The sequence below is a fragment of the Mangrovibrevibacter kandeliae genome (assembly GCF_024519155.1).
Taxonomy (GTDB): domain Bacteria; phylum Pseudomonadota; class Alphaproteobacteria; order Rhizobiales; family Rhizobiaceae; genus Mangrovibrevibacter; species Mangrovibrevibacter kandeliae.
Genome location: NZ_JANIFJ010000001.1, coordinates 877,081 through 902,701 on the forward strand (window position 1 = coordinate 877,081; position 25,621 = coordinate 902,701).

A 25,621-nucleotide genomic window follows, 5' to 3' on the forward strand; every position below is an offset into this window, starting at 1 on the left:
CCGCATCCGACGGAGACATCCGCTGATTGCGAGAGTGCGAGCACGCGGCGTCCTTGCATGCGGTTGTTCGTCCACCATAAGTGGCATGAAGAACCTAATGCTTTGTTGAGAATCCCTTCGGCTTATGAACGGTTGAGCGGGTGGACACGCTGCGGATCCGTGAGCTCACTGCTCGCGCAGAAGGGAGTTCAAGCGGATCAGGCGGACACCAGCTCGTCATGCTCCGCTGACATCAGGAGCCAGCTCTCCTCAACTTCCGCGAGAAGGCGTTCGGCGTCCGACCGCTCCTTTGCAAGGCTTGCCGCCCTCGCCGGATCCCGCGTGTAGAGGCCTCCGTCGGCCAGCTTGTCATCCAGCCCTGAGATCGTCCCCTGCAGCTTGGCGATCTTCGTCTCGGCGTCCTTGATCTTCTTGCGCAGGGGCGCCAGCGCCTCGCGCCGCTGCGCGGCCTCACGACGCTGGTCGGCGCGTGAGGCGCGGTCGTCGCCGGTCGCCCCCTTGTCGCCACCGCCGCGATAGGCGGCGAGCACCAGCTGCTTGTACTCCTCGAGGTCGCCGTCGTAGCGGCGCACGGTGCCGTCGCCGACGATCCACAGGCGGTCCATCGTCACCTCGACGAGGTGGCGGTCGTGGCTGATCAGGATGACGGCGCCCGGATAGTCGTTCAGCGCATGCACCAGCGCCTCGCGCGAATCGATGTCGAGGTGGTTGGTCGGCTCGTCGAGGATCAGGAGGTTGGGCGCGCCGAAGGTGGCAAGGCCCATCAGCAGCCGGGCCTTCTCGCCGCCGGACAGATCGTCGGCGGCGGTGTCCATCTTCTCCGTGCGCAGGCCCATCTGCGCGACGCGGGCCCGGACCTTGGCCTCGGGCGCGTCCGGCATCAGGCGGCGCACATGCTGAACTGCGCTCTCGGCCGGGCGCAGATCGTCGATCTGGTGCTGGGCGAAGAAGCCGACCTTGAGGCCGGGCGCCCGGGTGACGGTCCCCGCCTGCGCCCCGAGCCGTTCGGCGACGAGCTTGGCAAAGGTCGATTTGCCGTTGCCGTTGGCACCGAGAAGCGCGATGCGGTCCTCCGTGTCGATGCGCAGGTCGAGTCGCGACAGGATCGGCCGGTCGGCCGCGTAGCCGACGGACACGCCTTCCATCCGGATGATCGGCGAGGCGGCGCGCTTGTCCGGCGCCTCGAAGCTGAACGGCGAGACGCTCTCCTCCACGACGGCGGCGAGCGGGCGCATGCGCTCCAGCGCCTTCAGCCGCGACTGCGCCTGTCGGGCTTTCGTCGCCTTGGCGCGGAAGCGCTCGACGAAGGCCTCCATGTGGGCGCGCTCGGCCTGCTGCTTGGCGATCGCCTTGCCGAGCAGCTCCATCTTTTCCGCCCGTTGGCGCTCGAAGCCGTCATAGCCGCCGCGGTAGAAGACGAGCTTCCTCTGGTCGAGATGGACGATGGCATTGACCGCGTTGTTGAGGACGTCGCGATCGTGGCTGATCAGGAGCACCGTGTAGGGATAGCGCGCCACGAAGTTCTCGAGCCAGAGCGTGCCTTCGAGGTCGAGGTAGTTGGTCGGCTCGTCGAGGAGCAGGAGGTCCGGGCGGGAAAACAGGACGGCGGCCAGGGCGACGCGCATCCGCCAGCCGCCCGAGAACGAGCCGACCGCGCGGGCCTGCGCCGCCGCGTCGAAGCCGAGGCCGGACAGGATCGCTGCGGCACGGGCCTCGGCCGAGTGGCTGTCGATGTCGGTCAGCCGCAGCTGGATCTCGGCGATGCGCCCGGGGTCGGTGGCGGTTTCGGCCTCGGCGAGGAGCGCCAGGCGCTCGGCATCGGCCTGCAGCACCACCTCGATCAGCGTGTCGTCGGAGCCCGGCGCCTCCTGCGCCACCTGTCCGATGCGGGTGTTCTTCGGCACGAACACGCCGCCGCTCTCCGGCGCGAGTTCGCCGGTGACGATCCGGAACAGCGTCGACTTGCCGGCGCCGTTGCGCCCGACGAGCCCGGCCTTGGTGCCGGCGGGTAAGGTGAGGCTGGCGCCTTCGATCAGGAGGCGGCCGGCGACGCGCGCGGTGAGGTCGGTGATCTGCAGCATGCCCGGCTTCTGCCACGCGGCGGCGCAGCGGAAAAGGGGCGGTGCGGGAGCGTGCACACGCATGGTTGGCGACCTGAGGCCGGTGCGCTATTGCGGCTTTGACCAATCGGGGAGAGGGTGATGCCGATGCTGCTCTACGAACTCGTCGGCCAGGATGCCGAACGGCCCTTCTCGCCGCATTGCTGGAAGGTCCGCATGGCCATCGCCCACAAGCGCCTCGCCTACGAAACGCGGCCGGTGCCCTTCACCGGGATCGGCGCCGTCGAGGGGGGCGTATCGAAGATCGTGCCGATCCTGCGCGACGGCGACACGGTCGTGTCCGACTCGTTCGCCATCGCAGAGTATCTGGAGCGCAGCTATCCGGATCGCCCGTCGCTGTTCGGCGGGGAGGGCGGCCGAGCGCTCGCCCGCTTCGTGGAGGCGTGGTCCATGCGGGTGATCCACCCCTTCATCGGCGGCAGCGCGCTCACCGACATCCATGCAGTGCTCGCGCCGACGGACCAGGCCTATTTCCGGCAGAGCCGCGAGCAGCGCTTCGGCCGGCCGCTGGAGGAGGTCCCGCAGGGTCGCGAGGAGCGCCTGCCGGCGTTCCGCCAGAGCCTCGAGCCGCTGCGGGCGGTGCTCGACAGGCAGCTGTTCCTCGGCGGCGAGACGCCGCTCTTTGCCGACCACATCGTGTTCGGCGCCTTCCAGTGGCTTCGCGTCGCCTCGTCCTTCGCGGTGCTGGAGGCGGACGATCCGATCGCCGCGTGGTTCGAGGCCTGCCTCGACCTCTATGACGGGCTCGGCCGGAAAGTGCCCGCGGCCGCCGCCTGAGCGACCGGGCGCCGCCGTCGCACCGGGTGCGGCGGCTTGCCGCCATTCCCCGCGGCGGCTATAGAGCCGGCACTTTCCCTGCCCAGCTCAAGGACCGACCGACGATGGCGATCGAACGCACCTTCTCGATGATCAAGCCCGACGCGACGCGCCGCAATCTCACCGGCGCGATCACCAAGATCCTGGAAGAATCCGGCCTGACGGTCGTCGCCTCCAAGCGGGTTTGGATGAGCCGGCGCGAGGCCGAGGGCTTCTACGCCGTCCACAAGGAGCGGCCGTTCTTCGGCGAACTCGTCGAGTCCATGTCCTCCGGCCCGACCGTGGTGCAGGTGCTGGAAGGCGAGAACGCCATCGCCCGCAACCGCGAGATCATGGGCGCGACCAACCCGAAGGACGCGGCCGAGGGCACGATCCGCAAGCAGCACGCCCTCTCCATCGGCGAGAACTCGGTGCACGGCTCCGACGCGCCGGAGACCGCCAAGCAGGAGATCGCCTACTGGTTCTCCGAGACCGAGATCGTCGGCTGAGGCCGCACGCGTCCCACATCCTGTACGGATGACACGACGCCGGCCCTCGGGCCGGCGTTTGCTTATGCGCGCGGGCAAGTCATGCGGGGGCAGCTCGCGCTCCGAAGCCGAGATCACCTCGCCGGCGCTGCCATTCGGGCGGGAGCAGGGTCGGCCGCGTCGGCTTGATTCCCAATCAAAGCCGGTGCCAGCGATCCGCCGCGGCGCTGTCGGTGTCCTTGGACTCGACCCAGCCGCCGGTCGTGCCGTCCTTCAGGTGCTCGCGCTTCCAGAAGGGCGCGCGGGTCTTCAGATAGTCCATCAGGAAGGACGCCGCCTCGAAGGCGGCCTGGCGATGGGCCGAGGCGCAGCCGACGAAGACGATCTCCTCGCCCGGCTTCACCAGCCCGTAGCGGTGGAGCACGTGGCAGCCGGTGAGCGGCCAGCGCTCCGCCGCCTGCGCCGCGATGCGCTCGATTTCGCGCTCCGCCATGCCGGGATAGTGCTCGAGCTCCAGCGCCTCCAGCCGTCCACCCTCGTCGCGGCAGTAGCCGGAGAAGGTGACGACGCCGCCGACGGCTCCGCTGCCGGACAGGGCGGCGATCTCCGCGGCCATTTCGATGCGGCCGGCGAGAATGCGCACGAGGGGCACGACGGGCTCGGGCGCCATCTTCGTCAGCCTCCGGTCATCGGCGGAAACAGCGCGACCTCGCGCGCCGCACCAATCGGGTCGGCGTGGTCGACATGCTCGTGGTCGATGGCGACGCGGATGACCTCCGGCGCGGCGAGGGCGCTGTCGTAGTTCGGGCCGCGGCCCTTCAGCCAGCCGAGCAGGTCCTCGACGGAACGAACCTCGGCCGGCGGCTCGACGGTCTCCTCGGCAAGCCCGATGCGCTCGCGCACCCACGCGAAATAGACGAGTTTCATGGCGCGGCTCCTTCGCGGCGGAGATAGGGTGCCAGATGGCGATCCGCCATGGCGATCGGACGACGGCGTCACCGCGGCGACGCCCGGCTGCCGCTGGTCAGTCGCCGATGTGCCTCAGCCCGGCACGGAAATAGTCGTAGCCGGTGTAGAGCGTGATCACCGCCGAGAACCAGAGGAGGCCGATGCCGGCCTGGGTGACGTGCGGCACCAGCTTGTCGCCCGCGGGCCCCGCCAGCAGGAAGGCGATCGCGATCATCTGGACGGTGGTCTTCCACTTGGCGAGACGGGTGACCGGCACCGACACCTTCAACTCGGCGAGGTATTCCCGCAGGCCCGAGACGAGGATCTCGCGGCAGAGGATCACGATCGCCGCCCACAGCGTCCAGCCGGCGATGGTCCCGTCGGCGGCCAAAAGCAGCAGGCAGGCTGCGACGAGCAGCTTGTCCGCGATCGGGTCCAGCATCCGCCCGATGGTCGAGGTCTGTTGCCAGGCCCGCGCGAGATAGCCGTCGAAGAAGTCGGTGATGCTGGCCGCGACGAACAGGCCCAGCGCCGAAAAGCGGGCAAAGTCGGTGCCCTGCAGCCGGCCCTCGACGAAGAAGCACAACACCACCAGCGGCACCGCCACGATGCGCGCATAGGTCAGGAGGTTCGGGAGGCTCAACGCCGGAGAGGACATGGACAGGGTCCGCGAGTACGCAAAGGCCGCCTCTTCAATCGCGGCTGGGTCCGCCCGTCAACATCCCGCAGGGCGTTACGGCCGATCGAAGCCTACCGTTCGTGGAAGTGGTCATAGATCAGCTTGGCAATCTGCTCGGAAATCCCGTCGACTTTGGCGATGTCGCTCATCGCCGCACGCGACACCGCCTTGGCGGTGCCGAAATGGTGGAGGAGGGCGCGCTTGCGGCTCGGCCCGATTCCGGCGATCTCGTCGAGTGGGTTCTTCACCAGCTCCTTCTTCCGCCGGGCGCGATGCGAGCCGATGGCGAATCGGTGCGCCTCGTCGCGCAGGCGCTGGACGAAGTAGAGCACGGGGTCGCGCGGCGGCAGCGAGAACGGCTCGCGCCCCTCGGTGACGAAGCGCTCGCGGCCGGCGTCGCGATCGACGCCTTTGGCGACGCCGATCGTGGTGACGCGGTCGGCGATGCCGAGCTCGGCGAGGATCGCGCGCACCGCCGAGATCTGCCCCTTGCCGCCGTCGATCAGCACGAGGTCCGGCCAGGCCGGCATCTCGGCGTCGTCCGCCGCATCGGCATCCTCCGGCTCGGCGATTTCGGACGCGGGCGCCGTCTCGCCGTGCTCCTTCAGGAGGCGCGAGAAGCGCCGCGTCATCACCTCGCGCATCATGCCGAAGTCGTCGCCGGGGGTGATGTCGGCGCCGCGGATGTTGAACTTGCGGTACTGGTTCTTGGCAAAGCCCTGCGGACCCGCGACGATCATCGCGCCCACCGCGTTGGTGCCCATGATGTGCGAGTTGTCGTAGACCTCGATGCGGCGCGGTGGGCGCGTGAGCGCGAAGGTCTCGGCGAGGCCCTTAAGGAGCCGCCCCTGCGTCGAGGTCTCCGCGAGTCGGCGTCCGAGCGCCTCGCGCGCGTTCGCGAGCGCGTGGTCGACGAGGTCCTTCTTTTCGCCCCGCTGCGGCACGGCGATCTGCACCTTGCGCTGCGCCTTGATCGACAGGGCATCCGCCAGAAGATCGCCGTCCTCGACCTCGATCGGCAGGAGCAGCTGCCGCGGCACCGGCTTGTCCTCGTAGAACTGCGACAGGAAGGCGCCCATGACCTCGCCGGGCTCGATCGACGGGTCGGCTTTCGGGAAGTAGGCGCGGTTGCCCCAGTTCTGGCCGGTGCGGAAGAAGAACACCTGGATGCAGGTGAGGCCGCCCTCCTGATGGATGGCAAAGACATCCGCCTCTTCGACGCCCTGCGGGTTGATGCCCTGATGCCCCTGGATGATGGAGAGGGCCGCGATGCGGTCGCGGTAGAGCGCGGCGCGCTCGAAGTCGAGCGCATCGGAAGCCGACTGCATGGCTGTCGCGAGCGAGGCCTGGACCTGCTTGCTCTTGCCGGACAGGAACGCTTCCGCCTGACCGACGAGGGCGCCGTAGTCCTCCAGCGAGATCTCGCGCGTGCAGGGGCCCGAGCAGCGCTTGATCTGGTAGAGCAGGCAGGGCCGGGTGCGGGTCGCGTAGACCGAATCGGTGCAGGTGCGCAGCAGGAAGGCCCGCTGCAGCGAGTTGATCGTCCGCCCGACGGCGCCGGCCGAGGCGAAGGGGCCGAAATAGCTGCCTTTCCGCGATCGTGCGCCGCGATGCTTCATGATCGCAGGAGCCTCGTGGTCGTCGCCGACGAGGATATAGGGAAACGACTTGTCGTCCCGCAGCAGGACGTTGAAGCGCGGCCGCAAGCGCTTGATTAGATTGGCTTCGAGGAGCAGCGCCTCGGTTTCGGTGCGGGTGGTGACGAACTCCATGTGCCGCGTCTCGCGGATCATCCGGGCGATGCGGTTGGAGTGGCCGCCGATGCGGGCATAGCTCGTCACCCGCTTCTTCAGCGAGCGCGCCTTGCCAACATAGAGGACCTCCTGGTCCTTGCCGAACATGCGGTAGACACCGGGCCCGTTGGGCAGACGCTTGACGAAGGCGGCGATCAGTTCGGCGCCGGTCAGCGTCTGGTCGACCGACTTGCCGCCGTCGTCCCACTCGATCGCTGCGACGAGCGCCGCGGCCGCCGCGGACACATCCCCCGTCGGCTCGGATTCGAGATCCTCCGCGTCGTCGTCGGGTTCGAGCTCAGGATCAAAATCGGGTTCGGCGTCTGCTGTCATGTCGTCGTCTGTCGGCAGGCGCGGCGTCAGGCCTCGCCCGGTGTGTCTGGAGAAGCGCTGTGGTCTGGCCCTCGTCATGTCTCGGTCGTGCCGCAGGAGCCGCCGAATCGGGCCGGTCGTCCTCATATAAGCGGCTGGTGTCGATCCTGCGACCGTCGCAGATCGGCAACAGCAACGCGGGCGACTGGCCATGGCTCTGGCGCGGGGGACGCAGACTAACCATCTGTTCACTTGTCTTGCGGAACAAGGACCCCGACAAGGAGTTGGTTCTACCGGGCGTTCCGCACGCGACCGGAACGATGCAGAGGGATCGGAGATCGAGATGAGACTGCTGCTCGCAGCTGCCGCGGCGGCGATCACGTTGGCGACATCCGCCCACGCGGCCGATCTCGTGCAGGAGGAGCCGCCGGTCGCGATCGCGCCGGCAGCGCCGGTCTACATCTGGTCCGGTCCCTATGCCGGCGCTTTCGTCGGCTACAACAGTTCGAACTTCGACCAGAGCGGCGGTCCGGACTTCGATGGCGAAGGCTGGGTCGGCGGCGTCTACGGCGGCTACAACTTCCAGAGCGGCAACTTCGTGTACGGCCTGGAAGGCGACATCGGCTATTCGGGTCTCGATGCCGGCGGCTACCAGTCGGCCACGGGCGGCGCAGTGACCGCGGACGACGGCAACGCCTTCGGCTCGCTCCGCGGTCGGGTCGGCGTCGCCTACGACCCGTTCCTCGTCTTTGCGACCGGCGGTGTCGCGGTCGCCAACAAGGAGCTGTCGTTCGGCGGCGCCAGCGACAGCAACACCCATGTCGGCTACACCGTCGGCGCCGGGGTCGAGGCACAAGTGACCGACAACATCACCTCGCGGCTGGAGTACCGCTACTCCGACTACAACAGCCAGGATTACGACCTCGGGGGGACCGTGGTATCGAGCGGCTTCAACGAGCAGTCGATCCGCGCCGGCATCGCGCTGAAGTTCTGACCCCGGCGCAAGCGCAGGCTCCCCGGAGACATCGGAGAGGCGAAATCGCACTGTCGCGCATGTGCCGATGTCTCAGGGTCAGGGACCGGCCGCACTTCATGTCCGACCGACGTTGCCGATGCCCTGATGTCGACTGTCACGCGTCGTGAAGCGTCGCCAAGACGGCGGTGATGTGCCTCAAGCGGCCCGCGACTTGAGCTCGTTGAACGCCGCGAAGCGGGCGGCGAACCCGTCATGGAAGGCGGCCAGCGACGGGAAATCCGCGCGCCACTCCGGCAGGCGAAGCTCCAGATAGCTCAGAACCGCGGCAACGGCGAAGTCGCCGGCGGTCAACTCCGAATCCTGCGCCGGCGGCGCGGTCTCGAGCGCGGCGAGCCCCCGCCAGGCCCGGTCGCGCTGCTTGTCGATCGCCGCCTGGTACTGCATCTCGGGCGGCCGGTTGCGCTTCTCATAGACGATCAGCACCACGGCCTCGGCGATGCCGTCGGCGAGCGCCTCAAGGATCTTCACCCGGGCACGCCCGGCCGCGTCCGCCGGGAACAGACGCTTCTCGCCGACCGTGTCCAGATAGTCGGTGATCACGGCGCTGTCGTAGAGGCCGAGGCCCTCGTCGGTGAGCAGCACCGGGATCTTGCCGAGCGGGTTGTTCGTCATCAGGAGCTCCGGCTCTTCGCCGGTGGCCGTCGCGACGAGTTCGAGATCGACGCCGCAATGGCGTGCCGCGAGGCGCACCTTGGCGGAGAACGGCGAGGCGGAGGACTGAAGCAGGCGCATCGGGAGAGATCCAGGCGAGGAATGACGGAACGGAGGGAGGCGGCGCTCAGAACCGGCGCAGCGAAGAGCAGTTGGCGCCGTAGACATGCCAGCGGTCGAGGCCGAGGAAGCAGCCCTGCGCCTTCCAGCCGATCGAGGCAAAGCCGAGCGGATGCTCGATGACGTAGTAGATGGTGTGGGTCTGGCCGTAGCCCGGCTGGGTGCCAGCCTGCGCGACCACCGCCTCGCCCTGACAGTAGCGGCGCTCGACGGCGTGCTCCTCGTCCTCCGGGAAGTAGGCCTTCTCGAGAAGGTTGCGAAACTCCAGCACCTGCAGGTCGCTCTGCAGCATGCCGCGCGCGCCGTACTCGAACTGGTCTTCGACCTCGGCAAGGACCTTCGGATCGTCGCAGGCGGGCACCTTGGCGGCGATCACCACCTCTGGCGGCGGCGCTGCCTGCAGCATGTCGGCGGCCGAGGCTGCGGACGAGGTGGCGCTCGCCAGCGCAAGCGACAGGAGGGCGAGGAGGCTGCGATGACGCATGAACGGATCTTCCCGTGGAGCCCGCGCCGCGGCCGGCGCTTCCGGCCGTGTTTACGATTGCTCTCCGGCGAGGGCAACAACGCGGCTCGTCGCGCCGCCTGCTTTGGCGAGAACGGGGCTGAGGCGTGACATGGTTGCCTCAGCTTCGGCGGCGAAGGTGTAGGGCGGATTGACCACGACGAGGCCGGAGCCGACCAGCCGCTCGTCGGCCGAGGGGGCCTCGCGCAGGAACTCGGCGACCACGATCTTCGCAATGCCGCTCGACGACAGGCGGTCGAGGAAGCGGCGGTGCTCCGCAGCGCGCTTGATCGGGTACCACAGCGCATAGACGCCGCCGGCCCAGCGCCGCTGAGCTCCGACCAACCCGTCGACGAGGCGGTCGTACTCGCCCGGCTGCTCGAAGGGCGGATCGACCAGCACCAGGCCGCGCCGCTCCTTCGGCGGCAGGTGGGCCCCGAGAGCGAGCCAGCCGTCGAGCTCGATCGCCTTGACCTGGTGGTCGCCGGCGAAGACAGCCGCAAGCGCGCCGGCGTCGACCGGATGCAGCTCATAAGCCGAGAGACGGTCCTGCGGCCGCAGCAGGCGGCGGGCGAGCAGGGGCGAGCCCGGATAGCGGTCGTTGCCGAGCGAGCGGACGACGTCGAGATAGGGTTGCAGCAGCGGATCCGCGGCCGCGGGCGAGGCGAGGAGGGCGCCGATCCCCGCCCTGTGTTCGCCCGTTCGGCCGGCCTCCTCGGCGGTGAGGTCATAGAGGCCGCGTCCGGCATGGGTATCGAACACCCGGAACGGCTTGTCCTTGGTCTTCAGATATTCGATCAGCCGGGTCAGCAGCGCGTGCTTGACGACGTCGGCGAAGTTTCCGGCATGGAAGGCGTGGCGGTAATTCAACAGATGCTCCGGCGAACGCTGAACGGACTGTTCACCGCATCGCCGGCGAACCACCCGTCGCAGCCTCCCATGTAGCAGGCGGGTCGCCTCCGCGGCCACCGATCTCAAGATAAGGACTTCCCGATGGCGACCTCGAAGCTCTTCGAGCCGATCGATCTCGGCCCCATCCGCCTGGCCAACCGCGTGGTGATGGCGCCGCTGACCCGCAGCCGCGCCCATGAGGCCGGTAAACCGAACGATCTCCATGTTGAATACTATCGCCAGCGCGCCAGCGCCGGCCTGATCGTCACCGAGGCGACAAACATCTCTCCGGAGGGCCGCGGCTACGCCTATACCCCAGGCATCTTCTCGCCTGAGCAGGTCGAGGGCTGGAAGAAGGTGACGGACGCGGTGCACGCGGAAGGCGGCAAGATCGTGGTGCAGCTCTGGCACGTCGGGCGCATCTCGCACCCGGACCTGCAGCCGGGCGGTGCGATGCCGGTGGCCCCCTCGGCGGTGCGGCCGGACATGAAGGCCTTCACCGAGGACGGCTTCAAGGACGCTGTCGCGCCCCGCGTACTCGAGAAGAGCGAGCTGCCGCGCGTCGTCGACGACTACGTGAAGGCGGCCGAGAACGCCAAGGCGGCCGGCTTCGACGGTGTCGAGATCCATTCGGCCAATGGCTACCTCCTGCACCAGTTCCTGGCCGACAAGACCAACAAGCGCGAGGACGAATACGGTGGCTCGATCGAGAACCGCATGCGCTTCCCGCTGGAGGTCGTGGACGCGGTCGTCGGCGTGTGGGGCCCGGAGCGCACCGGCATCCGGATTTCGCCCGTCAGCCCGGCCAACGACATCGACGACAGCAATCCCGGCCCGCTGTTCACCGCCTACACGCAGGAGCTGTCGAAGCGTGGACTGGTCTACCTCCACGTCATCGAAGGCGCCACGCAGGGCGACCGCGATCCGAAGGGCTTCAAGTCCTGGGACCTGAAGCAGCACTTCTCCGGCCTCTACATGGCCAACAACAACTATGACCGGCAGCTCGCCTTCGATCGCATCGAGAAGGGCGAGACCGACCTCGTCTGCTTCGGCCGGCCGTTCATCGCCAATCCCGACGTGGTGGCCCGCCTGAAGGTTGGCGCGCCCTTCGCCGAAGGTCCGCGCGAGACCTGGTATGGCGGCGGCGCGGAAGGCTACACCGACTATCCGGCGCTGACGCCCGAGGAGATCGCGCGCTACGCCGCCTGACCCGGCGAAGCGCGAGGATCGGGAGGGGCCGGACAATGCTTCGGCCCCTTCTGCGTCGCGGCCGGCCCACGGTGTTCATTGCCTCAGCGGGATTGATGGCTGCGACAACGCAAAAGAATTGGGCCGCGGCCGCGCTTCGCGGTAATGCTGGCTGATGAACAAGCCGCTCGACACCGCTTTCGGCCACACCGCCTGTCCGCACGACTGCCCTTCGAGCTGCGCGCTCGAGGTGGAACTGCTCGACGAGCGCACGATCGGCCGGGTGCGCGGATCCGCCGCCAACAGCTACACGGCCGGCGTGATCTGCGCGAAGGTCGCCCGCTATGCCGAGCGGGTGCATCACCCCGATCGCATCCTGACCCCGCTGCAGCGTGTCGGCGCCAAGGGCGCGAGTGAATGGCGGCCGATCTCGTGGGACGACGCACTCGACCTCGTCGCCGAGAAGTTCCTCGAGGCCGAACTCCGCCACGGCGCCGAAGCCGTCTGGCCCTACTACTATGCCGGCACGATGGGACAGGTGCAGCGCGACGGGATCAACCGCCTGCGGCACGCCAAGGGCTACTCGAACCAGTTCGATTCGATCTGCACCAATCCGGCCTGGACCGGCTGGTTCGCCGGCGCGGGCGCGATGACCGGCGTCGACCCGCGGGAGATGGCGAAGTCCGACTGCGTCGTGATCTGGGGCACCAATGCGGTGGCGACGCAGGTCAACGTGATGACCCACGCGGTGCGGGCCCGCAAGGAGCGGGGCGCGAGGATCGTCGTCGTCGACATCTACGACAACGCCACCATGCAGCAGGCCGACCTCGCGCTGAAGCTGAAGCCGGGCACCGACGCCGCGCTCGCCTGCGCGGTGATGCATGTCGCTTTTCGCGACGGCACGGCCGATCGCGCCTATCTCGCCGACTTCACCGACGATCCGGCCGGGCTCGAGGCCCATCTGTCGAGCCGCGGGCCGGACTGGGCGGCGGCGATCACCGGCCTGTCCGTCGCCGAGATCGAGGCCTTCGCTGCGCTGGTCGGCCACACGCCGAAGACCTTCTTCCGGCTCGGCTACGGCTTCACCCGCCAGCGCAACGGCGCAGTCGCCATGCACGCGGCGTTGTCGGTGCCCGCGGTCTTCGGCCATTGGCGGCACGAAGGCGGCGGCGCCTTCCACTCGAACTCCGGGATCTTCAAGCTCGACAAGCGCGAGATCACCGGCGCGGCGCTGGCCGACCCGTCGGTGCGCTGGCTCGACCAGTCGCGCATCGGCGCGGTGCTCACCGGCGATGCCGGGGCACTGTCGAACGGCCCGCCGGTGACGGCGATGCTCGTGCAGAACACCAATCCGGCCAATGTCTGCCCGGAGCAGCGCCGCGTCGTGGAGGGACTGTCGCGCGACGACCTCTTCGTCTGCGTCCACGAGCAGTTCATGACGGATACGGCCAAACTCGCCGATCTCGTGCTGCCGGCGGCGACCTTCCTCGAATATGACGACATCTACCGCGGCGGCGGCCACAGCCACGTCCTGTTCGGGCCGAAGCTGATCGAGGCGCCGGGCGAGGCGCGCACCAACCACTTCGTCATCGAGGCGCTGGCGCGCCGGCTCGGCGTGTCCGACCGGCCGGGCTTCGGCCTCACCGAGCGCCAGCTGATCGACAACATGCTGAAGGCAAGCGGCTACGAAGGCCTCGTCGCGCTGGAATCGGAGCACTTCACCGATCGGCAGCCCGACTTTGACACCGCGCATTTCCTGAACGGTTTCCCCTGGCCGCGCGGGCGTTACCGCTTTCGGCCGGATTGGGCGGAGAGCCCGGCGCCGAACAAGCCGCCGGCCGCGCTCGGGCTGCAGGGGCCGGCGGAGGCGCTGCCGACCTTTCCGGATCACGTCGAGCTGTGCGAGGCGGTGGACGGGGCGCACCCCTACAAGCTCGCGACCGCGCCGGCCCGCAACTTCCTGAATTCGAGCTTTGCCGAGACGCCGGGCTCGCGCCGGCGCGAGGGCCGGCCGGAGCTGATGATCCACCCGGAGGACGCGGCCGCGCTCGGCGTCGAGGACGGCGGCCTCGTCGAGATCGGCAACCGGCGCGGCGACCTGCGCCTGCACGCGCGTCTCACCGAGGTGGTCCGGCCGGGCACGCTGGTGCACGAAGGCCTCTGGCCGAACACCGCGTTCGAGGGCGGCGAGGGAATCAACGTCCTCACCTCGGCCGACCCGGTGGCGCCCTACGGCGGCGCGGCGCTGCATGACACGGCCGTGTGGGTGCGGCCGGTGAGATCGCACGTCGGCGCGGATGACGCGCTCGCGCTCGAAGCGATCTGAGCCGGTCGACGAGTCCGAGATCCGGCGCCGCATCGGAGCCTGTGCTGCCGGTGCGCCCCGCCCGAAGGCCTTCCGCCGCGCCTGTCACGCCGCGGATTTCGGAAGGGATGGCGGGCGCGGGGAGCCGCGCGAGCCGCCGAAGTGCAGCGGTTCTGGCTGTGGCCTTGCGAGTCCGGCGAAAACGCTCCATATTAGGGGTATCGATGAGATGGCCGGATCTCCGGGCCTCGCACTGTTCACCGGTGCTCCGTTCAAGACGTCTCTCCTCTTTAATCGATGAAAAACGGTCCATTCGCGTGGGCCAGTCGCTACTTGTTCGAGAAAGGGTTTCCCATGGCTACGGGAACCGTGAAGTGGTTCAACGCAACGAAGGGCTACGGCTTCATCGCCCCCGATGACGGCGGCGCCGATGCGTTCGTGCATATCAGCGCCGTCGAGCGCGCCGGTCTCGGCGAGCTGAAGGACGGGCAGAAGGTCTCCTTCGAGCTGGTCGCCGATCGGCGCACCGGCAAGCTGTCGGCCGACAAGCTGGCGCTCGCCGGCTGATCCTTTGCCCGCGGCCCTGCGCCGCGGGCCGCCGCGCCGGATGCGGATCGACCACGGATGAACTGGCGATGCGCAGCTCCGGCGAGGCACAGACAGAAGAGAGGTAGCATCCATGAGCGACAAGACGTCCGGCTCCGGCCGCGCGGCCGGGGTGTTTCCGCAGCAGTCGGACCGGCACGAGAAGGGCTCTGCGATGGGGCTCATCAAGGCCGATGCCGAAGCGACGCAGGCCAAGACGGCGCGCCTGAAGGCCTTGCGCATCGCGCGCGACGCCGCGGCGCCGGCGGCCGAACCGAAGCCGAAGGCGCGCCGTCCGCGCGCATCCAAGGCGCGTCAGAGCGCCTGAGCAGGATCCGAATGGATCGACTGCGCCCCGTGGAGGAGCGCAATCAAACCGGTGCCGCGTCCGGATCAGTCCGGACGGCGCCACTAAGGAGACGACTTGCAAGTTCTGGTTCGCGACAACAACATTGATCAGGCGCTGCGCGTCCTGAAGAAGAAGCTGCAGCGCGAGGGCGTGTTCCGCGAAATGAAGGCGCGTCGCGCCTACGAGAAGCCGTCCGAGCGGCGCGCTCGCGAGAAGCAGGAAGCGGTGCGTCGCGCCCGCAAGACCGCGCGCAAGCAGGCGCAGCGCGAAGGCCTGATTCCGGGGCCGAAGCGCAAGGCAGCGCCCGGCCGCGGCCGTTAAGACAGCGGACCTTCGGGGACGCCGCTTCCAGACGCGCGTCCTCGCGTTCGTCATCATCGCCTGTCGGGCTTCGCTGTGTCCCCTCGCATCGGGACGCGGTGGTGGTGTGACGCGCGATAGGCCTTGGTCCGCCGCCCGCGGTTTCGCGTGCGGATTTCGTGCGCCGCCGAATCGCCCGTCTTCCCGGAGGCCGATTGCCTGCCGGTGCGGCTGCGGCCACCCGGTCAGATCCGCGTCGCCGTCGCCATGTCGGCGAGGTCGAGTTCCTCCTCCAGGCGATGGAAGGCTTCGTCGCCAATCTCGCCATTCCGGCGCAGCGTGAGGAGCTTCTGACGCCGCCGGGCGAGTGCCTCCGCCCGGAGCGCCTTGATCGGAAAGCTCGGGCGTCCGTCGCCCGCCGTCGCATCGGCGGCGAAGTCCCGCTCCCTTACCAGTTCCGCGCGCACCGCCGCCGCTTCCTGGTCCGAGCGCGCCTCCAGCGCCTTCATCGCAGCCTCGGCCGTGCGGACGCGGGCCCGGCGCACCTCCGCATCCACCGTGTCGTCCGGCGCAAAGCGCAGCATCATCACCAGCGGGCGCAGCGTCAGGCCCTGGATCAGGAGCGTGCCGAGCGTCACCGCGAAGGCGGCGAACAGCAGCATGCCGCGTTCGGGAAAGTCGCCGGGCAGCGCGAGCGCCGTGGCGAAGGTGACGATGCCGCGTGTGCCTGCCCATCCGATCACCAGCCCGGTGCGCCAACTCGGCAGTCCGTCGTCGCGCGGCTCGCCCGGCAATCGGCGGGTGTAGCGCTGGGCGTAGAGCGCGGCGGCCATGGTCCAGAGCAGACGCACGAGGATCACCGTCGCCAGCACCGCGCCGCCGACTTCGATCCAGCGCCCGATCTCCCCCGGCTTGGCCTGCGCGATCACCGGCCCGAGCTCCAGGCCGATCAGCAGGAAGGCGAGGACGTTGAGGACGACGACCGTCGTGTCCCAGACGGCATAGGAGGGAACCCGCATGCGCGCCGGCATGTAGGCCCGGCCCGAGCGGGCGAGATACATGGCGTAGCCGACGACTGTCAGGATCGGCGACAGTCCGAGCCGTTCGGCCAGCACCCAGACGCCGAAGGTCGTGACGAACTGCAGGATGATGGAGGTCGGCGGATCCTCGATCAGCGGGATCAGACGGCCGGTGACCCAGCCGAGGAGCGGCCCGGCGGCTGTGCTGACGACGACCGAGAGCAGGAACGCCGGCGCCACCACCTCGGCGCCGACCGAGCCGCCGGCGGCCACCGCAGCCACGGCGAGTCGGTAGATCAGGAGCGTCGACGCGTCGTTGAGCAGCGCCTCGCCGTTGAGGATCACCGCCAGACGATGCGGCAGCTTCAAGTCTCGAAGCACCGTCGTCGCGGCGACCGCGTCCGGTGGCGCGACGATCGCGCCGATGGCGATCGCGGCAGCGGTCGGCAGGCCGGGCGTCATCCACTGCACGACCCAGGCGACGGCCGCCGTGGTGAGACCCACGGCGACCAGCGCGAGCGACAGCACCGGCTTCCAGTGGTGCCTGAGGTCGCGCAGCGAGGTGTCGTAGGCGGCATCGAGCAGAACGGGCGCGACGAACAGCGCGAGCACGAGATCCGGGTCGAGCGCGAGACCGAGGTCGATCGGTGCGAACGCCACGGCAGCGCCGGCGATCGCGAGCAGCACCGGATAGGGCAGGTGCCAGCGTCGGGCGGCGCCGAGCAGCAGCACCGCCACTGCCAGCATGACGAGGATGGTTTCGAAGACGGCCATGAGGTTCCGCAGCGCAAAAAGGCAGCCATGATGTGCAGTCCGCCGCGTGGAAGTCGAGCCCGTCTCGCATGGTTCGCGAACCCGCCTCGGCGAGCGCCGTGAATTCGGGCCGGCGCATGGAAAGCATCTTCCACGGCGCGGGCAATCATGTATTAAAATCGCGATGTGAACGCTGAGCAATTGTGAGGCGCGAGCTGCGCGGTATGCAGGAAGAGTCAAAGCAACGTCGGCAGATACTCATCGTCGAGGATAATCCGGGTGACGTAGAACTCGTCGAGGAATGGTTGGGCAGACCTTCCGGCGTGGACGTCGAGGTCGTGCATGCGGCGACGCTGAAGGAGGCATTGAGTCATCTTGCGCGTGGCCGCTTCGACGGCGTGCTTCTTGATCTCAACCTGCCGGATTCGAGCGGCGTGGCGTCGCTGAAGCAGGTCACGGCGCGATTTCCGCACGTCCCGCTCGTCGTTTACGCGGGCGCGCCGCACGGCGTGGCCTGGCGTGACGCAGCGCATGCCGCCTCGGTGATGGATGTGGTCGGCAAGAACGGCCGGGCGTCGCTCGAGATCCCCGGCAGCGTCGAGGCCATGATTCAACTGTCCGCGCTGCGGCAGGAGCCGGATCCGCTGCTCGGTCTGCTCGAAGACACCATCGAGGCGGTGCTGGTGGCCGGACACGACGGTGAAGTCTTCTTCGTCAACGACGCGGCCTGCAGCCTCCTCGGGCAGACCCGCGAGCAGCTTCTCGGGCACAATCTCGGCTTCTCAGTCGCACCCGGCCGAAGCACCGAACTGGAGATCCTCAACGCCCGTGAGCCGGTGCGGGTCGAACTGCGGGTCGCGGCATGCGGCTGGCGCGATGGCCCGGCCTCGATTGCGCTGATCAACCGCAAGCCCGTGGGAACCGAGGCAAAGCACGCCGAGGATGCCGCCTGACCGCTCGCACCAGCCGCAGAGCGCGTCAAGCGAGCCGCGCTTCCGGGGACAGGAGGATCGGCGTGCCGTCGCCCCGCGAGAGGCGGAGGTCCGCCGCTTCGCCGCGTGCGAACACCGCGCGTCCATTCTCCATCCGCACCGCCCCGGTCAGCACGAGCCGCAGCGCATGCGGGTAGAGCCGATGCTCGGCGCGCAGGAGCCGGTCGGCAAGGCTGTCCGGTGTATCGCCCGCCTCGATCGGCACCGCCGCCTGGGCGATGATCGGACCTTCGTCCATCACCTCGGTCACGAAGTGCGAGGTGCAGCCGTGGATCCTCATGCCGGCGGCGAGCGCCCGCTCGTGGGTGTGGAGGCCCGGGAACAGCGGCAGCAGCGAGGGATGGATGTTGATCATCCGGCCGAGATGGCGCTGCACGAAGCCGGGGGTGAGAATCCGCATGTAGCCGGCAAGGCAGATCACATCCGGCCGCACCTCGTCGAGGAGCGCCGTCATCGCCGCCTCGTGCGCCTCGCGCGAGGGATAGAGCTTGTGGTCGATCGCCTCGGCACGGACATGGTAGCGCCGCGCGGTGTCGAGGCCGGCCGCATCCGGCCGGTTCGACAGGACGAGGGCGATCTCGCCGGGAAAGCCCGGGTCCATCGCGGCGGCGATCAGCGCGCCCATGTTCGAGCCGCGGCCGGAGATGAGCACCGCGACGCGCTGGCGGGGCGTGGCGCTCACAGCGCCAGCGCGCCGTTGTAGGTGACGGCCTCGCCCTGGCGCGGCCGCAACCGGCCGAGCGGGACCACCGTCTCGCCGGCGCTCTGCAGGAGCGCCGACACCGTCGCGGCTTCGGCCTCGGAAACGACGACGACCATGCCGACGCCGCAGTTGAAGGTGCGCAGCATCTCGGCCTCGGCAACGCCGCCCTCGCGCTGCAGCCACGAGAAGACCGGCAGCACCGGGACGGCGAACAGATCGATGTCGGCGCGCAGCCTCTCCGGCAGGACGCGCGGGATGTTCTCGGTGAAACCGCCGCCGGTGATGTGGGCGAGCGCCTTGATGCCGCCGGAGGCCTTCAGGGCGCCGAGCAGGGACTTCACGTAGATCCGGGTCGGCGTGAGCAGCGCCTCGGAAAGGCTCTGCGCGGCATCGAAGGGCGCGGCGGCGTCCCAGTCGGCGCCGCTGCGCTGGACGATCCGGCGTACCAGCGAATAGCCGTTCGAGTGGACACCCGAGGCGGCGAGGCCGAGCAGCATGTCGCCGCTCTCCAGCGTCTGCGACGGCAGCAGGCGGCCCCGTTCCACGGCGCCGACCGCAAAGCCCGCGAGGTCGTAGTCTTTTTCGGCGTAAAGCCCCGGCATCTCCGCCGTCTCGCCGCCGATCAGGGCGCAGCCCGCCTGCCGGCAGCCCTCGGCGATGCCGGCCACGATCGCCGCGCCCTGCGCCGCGTCGAGCCGGCCGGTCGCGAAATAATCCAGGAAGAACAGCGGCTCGGCGCCCTGGACGACGAGGTCGTTGACGCACATGGCGACGAGGTCGATGCCGATGGTGTCGTGCCTGCCGGCATCGATGGCGATCTTCAGCTTGGTGCCGACGCCGTCGTTCGCGGCAACGAGGATCGGGTCGGTGAAGCCGGCCGCCTTCAGGTCGAACAGCCCGCCGAAGCCACCGATCTCCGCATCCGCACCGGGCCGCGCCGTCGAGCGCACAAGCGGCTTGATCCGCTGCACGAGGTCGTTGCCCGCGTCGATGTCGACGCCGGCGTCGCGATAGGTGAGGGGAGGCGTGGTCTCGCTGGTCATCGTCGGCCCTTTCCGGATGCGCGGAACTTGCACGTTCGGCGCATCCGGGCAAGCGGCGGTCACGCATCGTCCCTGCTGCGCGCTGGCCGGATCGGCGCCCTTGACCGGCTTCGCCGGGCCTGACTAATTCAGGACGGGCGGTCCGGGCGGACGCCGCCGGAGCGCGCTCTCCGGCCGGTGCCCACCGTCTGCGTGTGAACGGCACCCGCCGTCGGGCCGGTCGTCGGCGCCGAGCGAGCCGGAAGAGGCGACATGACCATCGAGGGATCGCGCCTGTTCCGGCGCCAGGTGTTCTTCTGGAGCCTCGTCGCGCTCGTCTTCGTCGCCCTGCTGTGGGTGTTCAGCGGCATCCTGCTGCCCTTCGTCCTCGGTGCGGTGATCGCCTATTTCCTGGATCCCATCGCCGACTGGCTTGAGCGGCGCGGACTGCCGCGGCTGCTCGCCACGGTGGCCATCCTGTTCCTGTTCGCCTTCGTCTTCGCGGCGGTCCTGCTGGTCCTGGTGCCGGTGGTCGGCGGCCAGGTCCGCGCCTTCGTCGAGCACATTCCCGACTATGTCGACCGGCTGCAGGGACTCTTCGCCACGTTGCGGCAGGGGCCGCTCGCCGCCTATCTGCCGGAGGGCGGCACCCCGCTCGGCAGCGATGTCGGACAGCTGATGAGCGACGCCTCGGGCATTGTCGCATCGGTGATCGGTTCGCTCTGGACGTCGAGCCTGGCGGTGGTCAACTTCCTGTCGCTGTTCGTGGTGACGCCGGTGGTCGCCTTCTACCTGCTGCTCGACTGGGACCGGATGATCGCCGAGGTCGACCGACTGGTGCCACGCCAGCACACGGGCACGGTGCGCAAGCTGGCGCGCGAGATCGACCGGGCCGTCGCCGGCTTCCTGCGCGGGCAGGGCAGCGTCTGCCTGCTCCTCGGCACCTACTATGCCGGAGGGCTCAGCCTCGTCGGCCTCAACTTCGGACTGCTGATCGGGCTCTTCGCCGGGATGATCTCCTTCGTGCCCTACATCGGCTCGATGGTCGGGCTGATCCTGTCGGTCGGCGTGGCGCTCGTGCAGTTCGGCGGCGATTGGGTGTGGATCGTGGCGACTCTTGCGGTCTTCTTCAGCGGCCAGTTCCTGGAGGGCAACATCCTGCAGCCCAAGCTCGTCGGCGCATCGGTCGGCCTGCACCCGGTCTGGCTGATGTTCGCGCTGTTCGCCTTCGGTGCCCTGTTCGGCTTCGTCGGGCTGCTGATCGCCGTGCCCGCCGCCGCGGCCGTCGGCGTGCTGGTGCGCTTTGCGACCCACCAGTACCTCAACAGCGAGGTCTATTACGGCCGGGTGGCCGATGCTCCGCCGCTGCGTCTTGCCGGTGACGGCGATCTGGGGCTGCGGCGCGCGCTCGCACGCCAGTTCGACCCGCGCGTCGGCCGGGACGGCTGACGTGGCGGCACAGCTACCCCTGGATCTGCCGCACCGCGCCTCGTTCAGCCGCGACGACCTCATCGTCTCGACCTCCAACCGCCTCGCGGTCGAAACGGTCGAGCGTTGGCCCGACTGGAGCCATCCGGTGCTGGTCGTGGTCGGGCCGCCCGGTTCGGGCAAGACCCATCTCGCCGCCGTGTGGCGCGAGAGGGCCGGCGCCTCGGCCGGCCTTGAGGTCCCGGCGCCGGGGCGCAGCGGTGGCCTGCGGCTCGTCATCGACGACGTCGATCGCGGCTCCTGGGACGAGGCCGACGCCTTTGCTGCGATCAACACCGCACGCCTCGGCGGCGGCTACGTGCTCGTCACCAGTCGCACGTGGCCGGCAGCGCTTGATGTCGCGCTTCCGGATCTGAAGAGCCGGCTGAAGGCAGCGGCGGCGGTCGAACTCGGACCGCCCGACGATGCGCTGCTGCAGGCCGTGCTCGTCAAGCAGTTCGCCGATCGCCAGCTCGGCGTGGATCCACGGCTCGTGAGCTGGCTGGTGCTTCGGATGGAGCGCTCGCTGGGCGCGGTCCGCGAGATCGTTGCACGGGTCGACCGGGAGGCGCTGGCGCGCAAGGAGAAGCCCTCCCGCGCGCTGTTCCAGCGGGTGCTCGACTCTATCGAGGCCGAGCGCGCCGGCGGCGGCGCACCCGGCCGTCACGAAACGGTTATTGCCGCCGATTATCCGGATGGCATGGAGGACTAGACTCGTGAACGCACCTGCCCGCAAGACAGCCGCCACGTCCCGCCGCTCATCGAACCGCAATGCGGCATCTGCCGCAGCGCCCGTGCCCGAAGCCGCGCTCGACGCTCCGGAGGCCGTTGCGGCCGAGCGACCGGCGGACGCGCACGAGGCAGAGGAAGCCGACGTCGCGGCCGGACCCGACACGAAGGCCGACGAGACCGCGCGACGTCCGCGGCGGACCCGCTCGGGCGGGTCGGACGCCGAGCTGCCGCCGGACCGCTTCATCAACCGCGAGCTCTCCTGGCTGCAGTTCAATCGCCGCGTCCTCGACGAGGCGCAGAACACCAGCCATCCGCTGCTGGAGCGGGTCCGCTTCCTGTCGATCTCGGCCGGCAATCTCGACGAGTTCTTCATGGTGCGCGTCGCCGGCCTCGCCGGTCAGGTGCGCCAGAACATCGCCGTGCGCAGCGTCGACGGCCTGATGCCGCAGGAGCAGCTCGAGCTCGTGCTGCTCGAGGTCGGCGTGCTGCAGGACGAGCAGCAGGCCTCGCTCGCCGAACTCGTCAAGGAGCTGCGGGCCGAGAACATCCTGATCGTCGGCGCCGGCGACCTGAAGGGCGACGACCGGGCCTGGCTCGAGACCCACTTCAACGAGACGATCTTCCCGGTGCTGACGCCGTTGTCGATCGACCCGGCGCACCCGTTCCCGTTCATCCCAAATCTCGGCTTCTCGATGGCCTTCTCCCTGGTGCGCGAGCGCGACCAGCAGGCCATGAACGCGCTCCTGCGTCTGCCGGTGGCGCTCGATCGCTTCATCCAGATGCCGCTGAACGCCGCCGGGCAGACCCGCTTCGTGCCGATCGAGAGCCTCGTGACGCTGTTCATCGGCCGCCTCTTTCCGGGCTACAAGGTGCGCGGCAGCGGCACCTTCCGGATCATCCGCGACTCCGACATTGAGGTCGAGGAGGAGGCGGAGGATCTCGTCCGCCTGTTCGAAACCGCGCTGAAGCGGCGGCGCCGCGGCTCCGTGATCCGCATCGAGTTCGACTCGGTGATGCCGGAGAGCCTGCGCAACTTCGTCGCCGGCGAGCTCGGCGTGCCGGAGAACCGCATCTCGGTGATGGACGGGATGCTGGCGCTCGATTCGGTGTCGCAAATCGTCAAGCTGCCGCGCGACGACCTCAAGTTCGAGCCCTATCTGCCGCGCTTTCCGGAGCGCATCCGCGAGCACAACGGCGACTGCTTCGCGGCGATCCGCGAGAAGGACATCGTCGTCCATCACCCCTACGAATCCTTCGACGTGGTGGTGCAGTTCCTGCGTCAGGCCGCCTCCGATCCAAACGTCATCGCGATCAAGCAGACGCTCTACCGCACCTCGAACGACTCGCCGATCGTGCGGGCCCTCATCGACGCGGCCGAGGCCGGCAAGTCGGTCACCGCGCTGGTCGAGCTGAAGGCACGCTTCGACGAGGAGGCCAACATCCGCTGGGCCCGCGACATGGAGCGGGCAGGGGTGCAGGTGGTCTTCGGCTTCATCGAGAAGAAGACCCACGCCAAGCTGTCGATGGTGGTGCGGCGGGAGGAGGCGGGGCTCGTCACCTTCACGCATCTGGGGACGGGCAACTACCACCCGATCACCGCCAAGATCTACACGGACCTGTCCTACTTTACCGCCGACCCGGCGATCGCCCACGACGTGTCGCTGATCTTCAACTACATCACCGGCTATGCCGAGCCGGTGGAGATGAAGCGCATCGCGATCTCGCCGCTGACGCTGCGCAGCCGGATCCTCGAGCGCATCGACGGCGAGATCGAGCACGTCAAGGCCGGCCGGATGGGCCAGATCTGGATGAAGATGAACTCGCTGGTCGATCCGACGGTGATCGACGCGCTCTATCGCGCCAGTCAGGCGGGGGTGGAGATCGATCTCGTGGTGCGCGGCATCTGCTGCCTTCGCCCCCGCGTCGCTGGCCTGTCCGACAACATCCGGGTGAAGTCGATCGTCGGCCGCTTTCTGGAGCACAGCCGAATCTTCTGTTTCGGCAACGGTCACGGACTCCCGTCCGAGCATGCCTTCGTCTATATCGGCTCGGCGGACATGATGCCGCGCAACCTCGATCGAAGGGTGGAAACGCTGGTGCCGATCACCAATCCGACCGTGCACAGCCAGATCCTCTCCCAGATCATGCTGGGCAACATTCTGGACAACCAGCAGAGCTGGTCGATCCTGTCCGACGGCACGTCCCGCCGCCTCGTGGCGCCGAAGGGGGATGAACCATTCAACGCCCAGCGCTATTTCATGACGAACCCGAGCCTCTCGGGACGAGGAAAAGCACTGAAGTCGGATGCTCCAAAGCTTATCGCCAAGCAGCGCGCACAGCACTCGCGCTTCGATTGATCCCGATGCGCAGGGGCGATTCCGGGAGCGCGCTCCCGTCGCCGTCGTCGATATCGGGTCGAACTCGGTGCGCCTCGTCATCTACGAGGGCAACAGCCGCGCTCTGACGCAGCTGTTCAACGAGAAGGTGCTGAGCGGGCTCGGCAAGGGGCTGACCCAGACCAACCGGCTGGACGACGACGCGGTGGCGAGCGCGCTGACCGCGCTGCGTCGCTTCCGCAAGCTCGCGGACCAGGCCGGCGTGGTGGATCTCTATCCGCTGGCGACTGCGGCGACGCGCGAGGCGGCCAACGGCCCGGACTTCGTCGCCGCGGCGGAGGCGGCGATCGGGCGGCCGATCATCATCCTGTCCGGCGCCGACGAGGCGCGCTATGCCGCCGAAGGGGTGGTGGCCGGGTTCCACCTGGCCGACGGCATCGCCGGCGATCTCGGCGGCGGCAGCCTCGAACTCGTCGACATCGACAGGACGACGATCGGCGAAGGCCTCACCTTGCCGCTCGGCGGCCTGCGTCTGCAGGATCTCTCCGGCAACGACATCGCCAGGGCGCGCGACATCGCCGACAGCCACGTGGCCGCCTGTGCCCTTGCAGGGCGAGGCAAGGGCCGGCCGTTCTTCGCCGTCGGCGGCACCTGGCGCAACCTCGCCAAGCTGCACATCGAGCAGACCAAGTATCCGCTCCACGTGATGCACGGCTACGAGATGACGCTCGACGTGCTCGGCCCGTTCCTCGAGCGGGTGGCCAAGAACGATCCGGACAAGATGCCGGGCATCGTCTCGATCTCCAAGGCGCGCCGCGCGCTGCTCGCCTTCGGTGCGGTGACGATGCAGGCGGTGGTCAAGCACGTGAAGCCGTCGACGGTCTTCATCTCGGCGCTCGGCGTGCGCGAGGGCTACCTCCACTCGCTGCTCGGCGAGGAGGACAAGTCGAAGGATCCGCTGATCGAGGCGGCGCGCGAATTCGCGATCCTGCGTGCACGCTCGCCCCGTCACGCCGAGGAGATGATCGCGTGGAGCGACCACACTTTCGAGACGCTCGGTATCGCCGAGAGCGAGGACCACGTCCGCCTGCGGCACGCGGCGTCGCTGCTCGCCGATATCGGGTGGCGCGCCCATCCGGACTATCGCGGACAGCAGAGCCTGTCGATCGTCGCCCACGCGGCGTTCTCGGGCATCAGCCATCCCGGCCGTGCCTATCTGGGGCTGGCCAACTACTACCGGCACGAAGGCGACTTCGAACAGAGCGCGGTGCCCGACATCGAGCGGCTGGCCGACAAGGACCTCCTGCGCCGCGCCCAGGTGCTCGCGGCGCTGTTCCGGGTCGGCTACCTGCTGACGGCCTCGATGCCGGGCGTCCTCGACCGCCTGCGTTGGAAGAAGGCCGGACGCGGCGGCTTCGCCCTGACCGTCCCGCGCGATCTGGCGGCTCTGACAGAGGGCCGGCCGGAAAGCCGCCTGCAGGCCTTCGCCAAGGTGGTCGGCCTGAAGCTGAAGGTCGAGGTGGTGTGAGAGCGGT

Annotated in this window: 24 protein-coding genes; 13 read left to right on the forward strand and 11 right to left on the reverse strand. The window is 68.9% G+C overall.

Annotation, left to right across the window (positions count from 1 at the left end; genetic code table 11):
• Positions 1 to 197: 197 nt before the first annotated feature.
• A complete protein-coding gene (locus NPA30_RS04200; protein WP_256801107.1) occupies positions 198 to 2,081 on the reverse strand; it encodes an ABC-F family ATP-binding cassette domain-containing protein in 1,884 nt (627 codons plus the stop codon).
• Positions 2,082 to 2,201: 120 nt separating this feature from the next.
• On the opposite strand from NPA30_RS04200, the gene NPA30_RS04205 reads away from it, so the two are divergent.
• Both NPA30_RS04205 and ndk read left to right on the forward strand, forming a co-directional pair.
• Positions 2,202 to 2,897, forward strand: coding sequence for a glutathione S-transferase family protein (locus tag NPA30_RS04205; protein WP_256801108.1), 696 nt, complete (start codon positions 2,202 to 2,204; stop codon positions 2,895 to 2,897).
• 104 nt (positions 2,898 to 3,001) lie between these two features.
• A complete protein-coding gene (ndk, locus tag NPA30_RS04210) occupies positions 3,002 to 3,424 on the forward strand; it encodes a nucleoside-diphosphate kinase (protein ID WP_256801109.1) in 423 nt (140 codons plus the stop codon).
• Between the two features lie 175 nt (positions 3,425 to 3,599).
• Here the strand turns inward: ndk and NPA30_RS04215 are convergent, their stop codons facing one another.
• The 4 genes from NPA30_RS04215 to uvrC form a co-directional block, all read right to left on the reverse strand.
• The gene (locus NPA30_RS04215) at positions 3,600 to 4,073 is read right to left on the reverse strand and encodes a molybdenum cofactor biosynthesis protein MoaE (RefSeq protein ID WP_256801110.1); all 474 of its coding nucleotides are present in this window, start codon (positions 4,071 to 4,073) and stop codon (positions 3,600 to 3,602) included.
• Between the two features lie 5 nt (positions 4,074 to 4,078).
• The gene (moaD, locus tag NPA30_RS04220; RefSeq protein WP_256801111.1) at positions 4,079 to 4,330 is read right to left on the reverse strand and encodes a molybdopterin converting factor subunit 1; all 252 of its coding nucleotides are present in this window, start codon (positions 4,328 to 4,330) and stop codon (positions 4,079 to 4,081) included.
• Positions 4,331 to 4,427: 97 nt separating this feature from the next.
• Positions 4,428 to 5,009 (reverse strand): CDP-diacylglycerol--glycerol-3-phosphate 3-phosphatidyltransferase, encoded by a 582-nt coding sequence (pgsA, locus tag NPA30_RS04225; RefSeq protein WP_256801112.1) that lies wholly within the window; start codon positions 5,007 to 5,009, stop codon positions 4,428 to 4,430.
• Positions 5,010 to 5,101: 92 nt separating this feature from the next.
• Positions 5,102 to 7,234, reverse strand: a complete 2,133-nt coding sequence (gene uvrC, locus NPA30_RS04230; protein ID WP_372338739.1) for an excinuclease ABC subunit UvrC — start codon at positions 7,232 to 7,234, stop codon at positions 5,102 to 5,104.
• A 244-nt stretch (positions 7,235 to 7,478) separates the two neighbouring features.
• Here uvrC and NPA30_RS04235 point away from each other — a divergent pair, with 244 nt between their 5' ends.
• Positions 7,479 to 8,129 (forward strand): outer membrane protein, encoded by a 651-nt coding sequence (locus tag NPA30_RS04235; protein ID WP_256801114.1) that lies wholly within the window; start codon positions 7,479 to 7,481, stop codon positions 8,127 to 8,129.
• A gap of 177 nt (positions 8,130 to 8,306) precedes the next feature.
• On the opposite strand, the gene NPA30_RS04240 is transcribed toward NPA30_RS04235, so the two are convergent.
• Genes NPA30_RS04240 through NPA30_RS04250 form a run of 3 tightly spaced genes read right to left on the reverse strand, consistent with a single transcriptional unit; the run spans position 8,307 to position 10,314 of the window.
• Positions 8,307 to 8,903, reverse strand: coding sequence for a glutathione S-transferase family protein (locus NPA30_RS04240; protein WP_256801115.1), 597 nt, complete (start codon positions 8,901 to 8,903; stop codon positions 8,307 to 8,309).
• Between the two features lie 46 nt (positions 8,904 to 8,949).
• Positions 8,950 to 9,426: a hypothetical protein gene (locus NPA30_RS04245; protein WP_256801116.1), complete on the reverse strand. Its 477-nt coding sequence runs from the start codon at positions 9,424 to 9,426 to the stop codon at positions 8,950 to 8,952.
• A gap of 51 nt (positions 9,427 to 9,477) precedes the next feature.
• The gene (locus NPA30_RS04250; RefSeq protein ID WP_256801117.1) at positions 9,478 to 10,314 is read right to left on the reverse strand and encodes a 23S rRNA (adenine(2030)-N(6))-methyltransferase RlmJ; all 837 of its coding nucleotides are present in this window, start codon (positions 10,312 to 10,314) and stop codon (positions 9,478 to 9,480) included.
• 123 nt (positions 10,315 to 10,437) lie between these two features.
• On the opposite strand from NPA30_RS04250, the gene NPA30_RS04255 reads away from it, so the two are divergent.
• The 5 genes from NPA30_RS04255 to rpsU all read left to right on the forward strand — a co-directional run bounded on the left by NPA30_RS04255 (position 10,438) and on the right by rpsU (position 15,083).
• A complete protein-coding gene (locus tag NPA30_RS04255) occupies positions 10,438 to 11,544 on the forward strand; it encodes an alkene reductase (protein ID WP_256801118.1) in 1,107 nt (368 codons plus the stop codon).
• A gap of 154 nt (positions 11,545 to 11,698) precedes the next feature.
• Complete coding sequence (locus NPA30_RS04260) at positions 11,699 to 13,849, forward strand: molybdopterin oxidoreductase family protein (protein ID WP_256801119.1); 2,151 nt, start codon at positions 11,699 to 11,701, stop codon at positions 13,847 to 13,849.
• A gap of 333 nt (positions 13,850 to 14,182) precedes the next feature.
• Positions 14,183 to 14,395 carry a cold-shock protein gene (locus NPA30_RS04265; protein WP_256801121.1) on the forward strand — a complete coding sequence of 71 codons (213 nt, stop codon included), beginning with the start codon at positions 14,183 to 14,185 and terminating at the stop codon, positions 14,393 to 14,395.
• Positions 14,396 to 14,507: 112 nt separating this feature from the next.
• Positions 14,508 to 14,741, forward strand: a complete 234-nt coding sequence (locus tag NPA30_RS04270) for a hypothetical protein (RefSeq protein ID WP_256801122.1) — start codon at positions 14,508 to 14,510, stop codon at positions 14,739 to 14,741.
• A 96-nt stretch (positions 14,742 to 14,837) separates the two neighbouring features.
• Positions 14,838 to 15,083, forward strand: a complete 246-nt coding sequence (rpsU, locus tag NPA30_RS04275) for a 30S ribosomal protein S21 (RefSeq protein ID WP_256801123.1) — start codon at positions 14,838 to 14,840, stop codon at positions 15,081 to 15,083.
• A gap of 224 nt (positions 15,084 to 15,307) precedes the next feature.
• Here rpsU and NPA30_RS04280 read toward each other — a convergent pair whose 3' ends face one another.
• On the reverse strand, positions 15,308 to 16,855 hold the full coding sequence (locus NPA30_RS04280; RefSeq protein WP_256801124.1) for a Na+/H+ antiporter: 1,548 nt from the start codon (positions 16,853 to 16,855) through the stop codon (positions 15,308 to 15,310).
• A 203-nt stretch (positions 16,856 to 17,058) separates the two neighbouring features.
• Between NPA30_RS04280 and NPA30_RS04285 the strand changes: the two genes are divergently transcribed.
• Positions 17,059 to 17,787, forward strand: coding sequence for a response regulator (locus NPA30_RS04285; RefSeq protein ID WP_256801125.1), 729 nt, complete (start codon positions 17,059 to 17,061; stop codon positions 17,785 to 17,787).
• A 25-nt stretch (positions 17,788 to 17,812) separates the two neighbouring features.
• Here the strand turns inward: NPA30_RS04285 and purN are convergent, their stop codons facing one another.
• Both purN and purM read right to left on the reverse strand, forming a co-directional pair.
• Positions 17,813 to 18,508 (reverse strand): phosphoribosylglycinamide formyltransferase, encoded by a 696-nt coding sequence (gene purN, locus NPA30_RS04290; RefSeq protein ID WP_256801126.1) that lies wholly within the window; start codon positions 18,506 to 18,508, stop codon positions 17,813 to 17,815.
• Complete coding sequence (purM, locus tag NPA30_RS04295) at positions 18,505 to 19,572, reverse strand: phosphoribosylformylglycinamidine cyclo-ligase (RefSeq protein ID WP_256801127.1); 1,068 nt, start codon at positions 19,570 to 19,572, stop codon at positions 18,505 to 18,507. Before purM ends, purN begins: the two co-directional genes overlap by 4 nt.
• Before the next feature lie 252 nt (positions 19,573 to 19,824).
• On the opposite strand from purM, the gene NPA30_RS04300 reads away from it, so the two are divergent.
• From NPA30_RS04300 to NPA30_RS04315, 4 genes are read left to right on the forward strand one after another with little or no spacing between them, the layout of a single operon-like run.
• A complete protein-coding gene (locus NPA30_RS04300) occupies positions 19,825 to 21,000 on the forward strand; it encodes an AI-2E family transporter (protein ID WP_256801128.1) in 1,176 nt (391 codons plus the stop codon).
• 1 nt (position 21,001) lies between these two features.
• Positions 21,002 to 21,730, forward strand: coding sequence for a P-loop NTPase family protein (locus tag NPA30_RS04305; RefSeq protein ID WP_256801129.1), 729 nt, complete (start codon positions 21,002 to 21,004; stop codon positions 21,728 to 21,730).
• Positions 21,731 to 21,734: 4 nt separating this feature from the next.
• Entirely contained in the window at positions 21,735 to 24,107 is a 2,373-nt protein-coding gene (locus tag NPA30_RS04310) for an RNA degradosome polyphosphate kinase (RefSeq protein ID WP_256801130.1), read from the forward strand.
• The gene (locus NPA30_RS04315; protein WP_306228694.1) at positions 24,055 to 25,614 is read left to right on the forward strand and encodes a Ppx/GppA family phosphatase; all 1,560 of its coding nucleotides are present in this window, start codon (positions 24,055 to 24,057) and stop codon (positions 25,612 to 25,614) included. The genes NPA30_RS04310 and NPA30_RS04315 overlap by 53 nt, the downstream gene beginning before the upstream one ends.
• Positions 25,615 to 25,621: the final 7 nt, after the last annotated feature.

Coding starts and splice junctions, on each gene's coding strand:
- NPA30_RS04200 (WP_256801107.1), bottom strand. CDS start 2,081: ATGCTGCAGATCACCGACCTCACCGCGCGCGTCGCCGGCCGCCTCCTG.
- NPA30_RS04205 (WP_256801108.1), top strand. CDS start 2,202: ATGCCGATGCTGCTCTACGAACTCGTCGGCCAGGATGCCGAACGGCCC.
- ndk (WP_256801109.1), top strand. CDS start 3,002: ATGGCGATCGAACGCACCTTCTCGATGATCAAGCCCGACGCGACGCGC.
- NPA30_RS04215 (WP_256801110.1), bottom strand. CDS start 4,073: ATGGCGCCCGAGCCCGTCGTGCCCCTCGTGCGCATTCTCGCCGGCCGC.
- moaD (WP_256801111.1), bottom strand. CDS start 4,330: ATGAAACTCGTCTATTTCGCGTGGGTGCGCGAGCGCATCGGGCTTGCC.
- pgsA (WP_256801112.1), bottom strand. CDS start 5,009: ATGTCCTCTCCGGCGTTGAGCCTCCCGAACCTCCTGACCTATGCGCGC.
- uvrC (WP_372338739.1), bottom strand. CDS start 7,234: ATGACGAGGGCCAGACCACAGCGCTTCTCCAGACACACCGGGCGAGGC.
- NPA30_RS04235 (WP_256801114.1), top strand. CDS start 7,479: ATGAGACTGCTGCTCGCAGCTGCCGCGGCGGCGATCACGTTGGCGACA.
- NPA30_RS04240 (WP_256801115.1), bottom strand. CDS start 8,903: ATGCGCCTGCTTCAGTCCTCCGCCTCGCCGTTCTCCGCCAAGGTGCGC.
- NPA30_RS04245 (WP_256801116.1), bottom strand. CDS start 9,426: ATGCGTCATCGCAGCCTCCTCGCCCTCCTGTCGCTTGCGCTGGCGAGC.
- NPA30_RS04255 (WP_256801118.1), top strand. CDS start 10,438: ATGGCGACCTCGAAGCTCTTCGAGCCGATCGATCTCGGCCCCATCCGC.
- NPA30_RS04260 (WP_256801119.1), top strand. CDS start 11,699: ATGAACAAGCCGCTCGACACCGCTTTCGGCCACACCGCCTGTCCGCAC.
- NPA30_RS04265 (WP_256801121.1), top strand. CDS start 14,183: ATGGCTACGGGAACCGTGAAGTGGTTCAACGCAACGAAGGGCTACGGC.
- NPA30_RS04270 (WP_256801122.1), top strand. CDS start 14,508: ATGAGCGACAAGACGTCCGGCTCCGGCCGCGCGGCCGGGGTGTTTCCG.
- NPA30_RS04280 (WP_256801124.1), bottom strand. CDS start 16,855: ATGGCCGTCTTCGAAACCATCCTCGTCATGCTGGCAGTGGCGGTGCTG.
- NPA30_RS04285 (WP_256801125.1), top strand. CDS start 17,059: ATGCAGGAAGAGTCAAAGCAACGTCGGCAGATACTCATCGTCGAGGAT.
- purM (WP_256801127.1), bottom strand. CDS start 19,572: ATGACCAGCGAGACCACGCCTCCCCTCACCTATCGCGACGCCGGCGTC.
- NPA30_RS04300 (WP_256801128.1), top strand. CDS start 19,825: ATGACCATCGAGGGATCGCGCCTGTTCCGGCGCCAGGTGTTCTTCTGG.
- NPA30_RS04315 (WP_306228694.1), top strand. CDS start 24,055: ATGCTCCAAAGCTTATCGCCAAGCAGCGCGCACAGCACTCGCGCTTCG.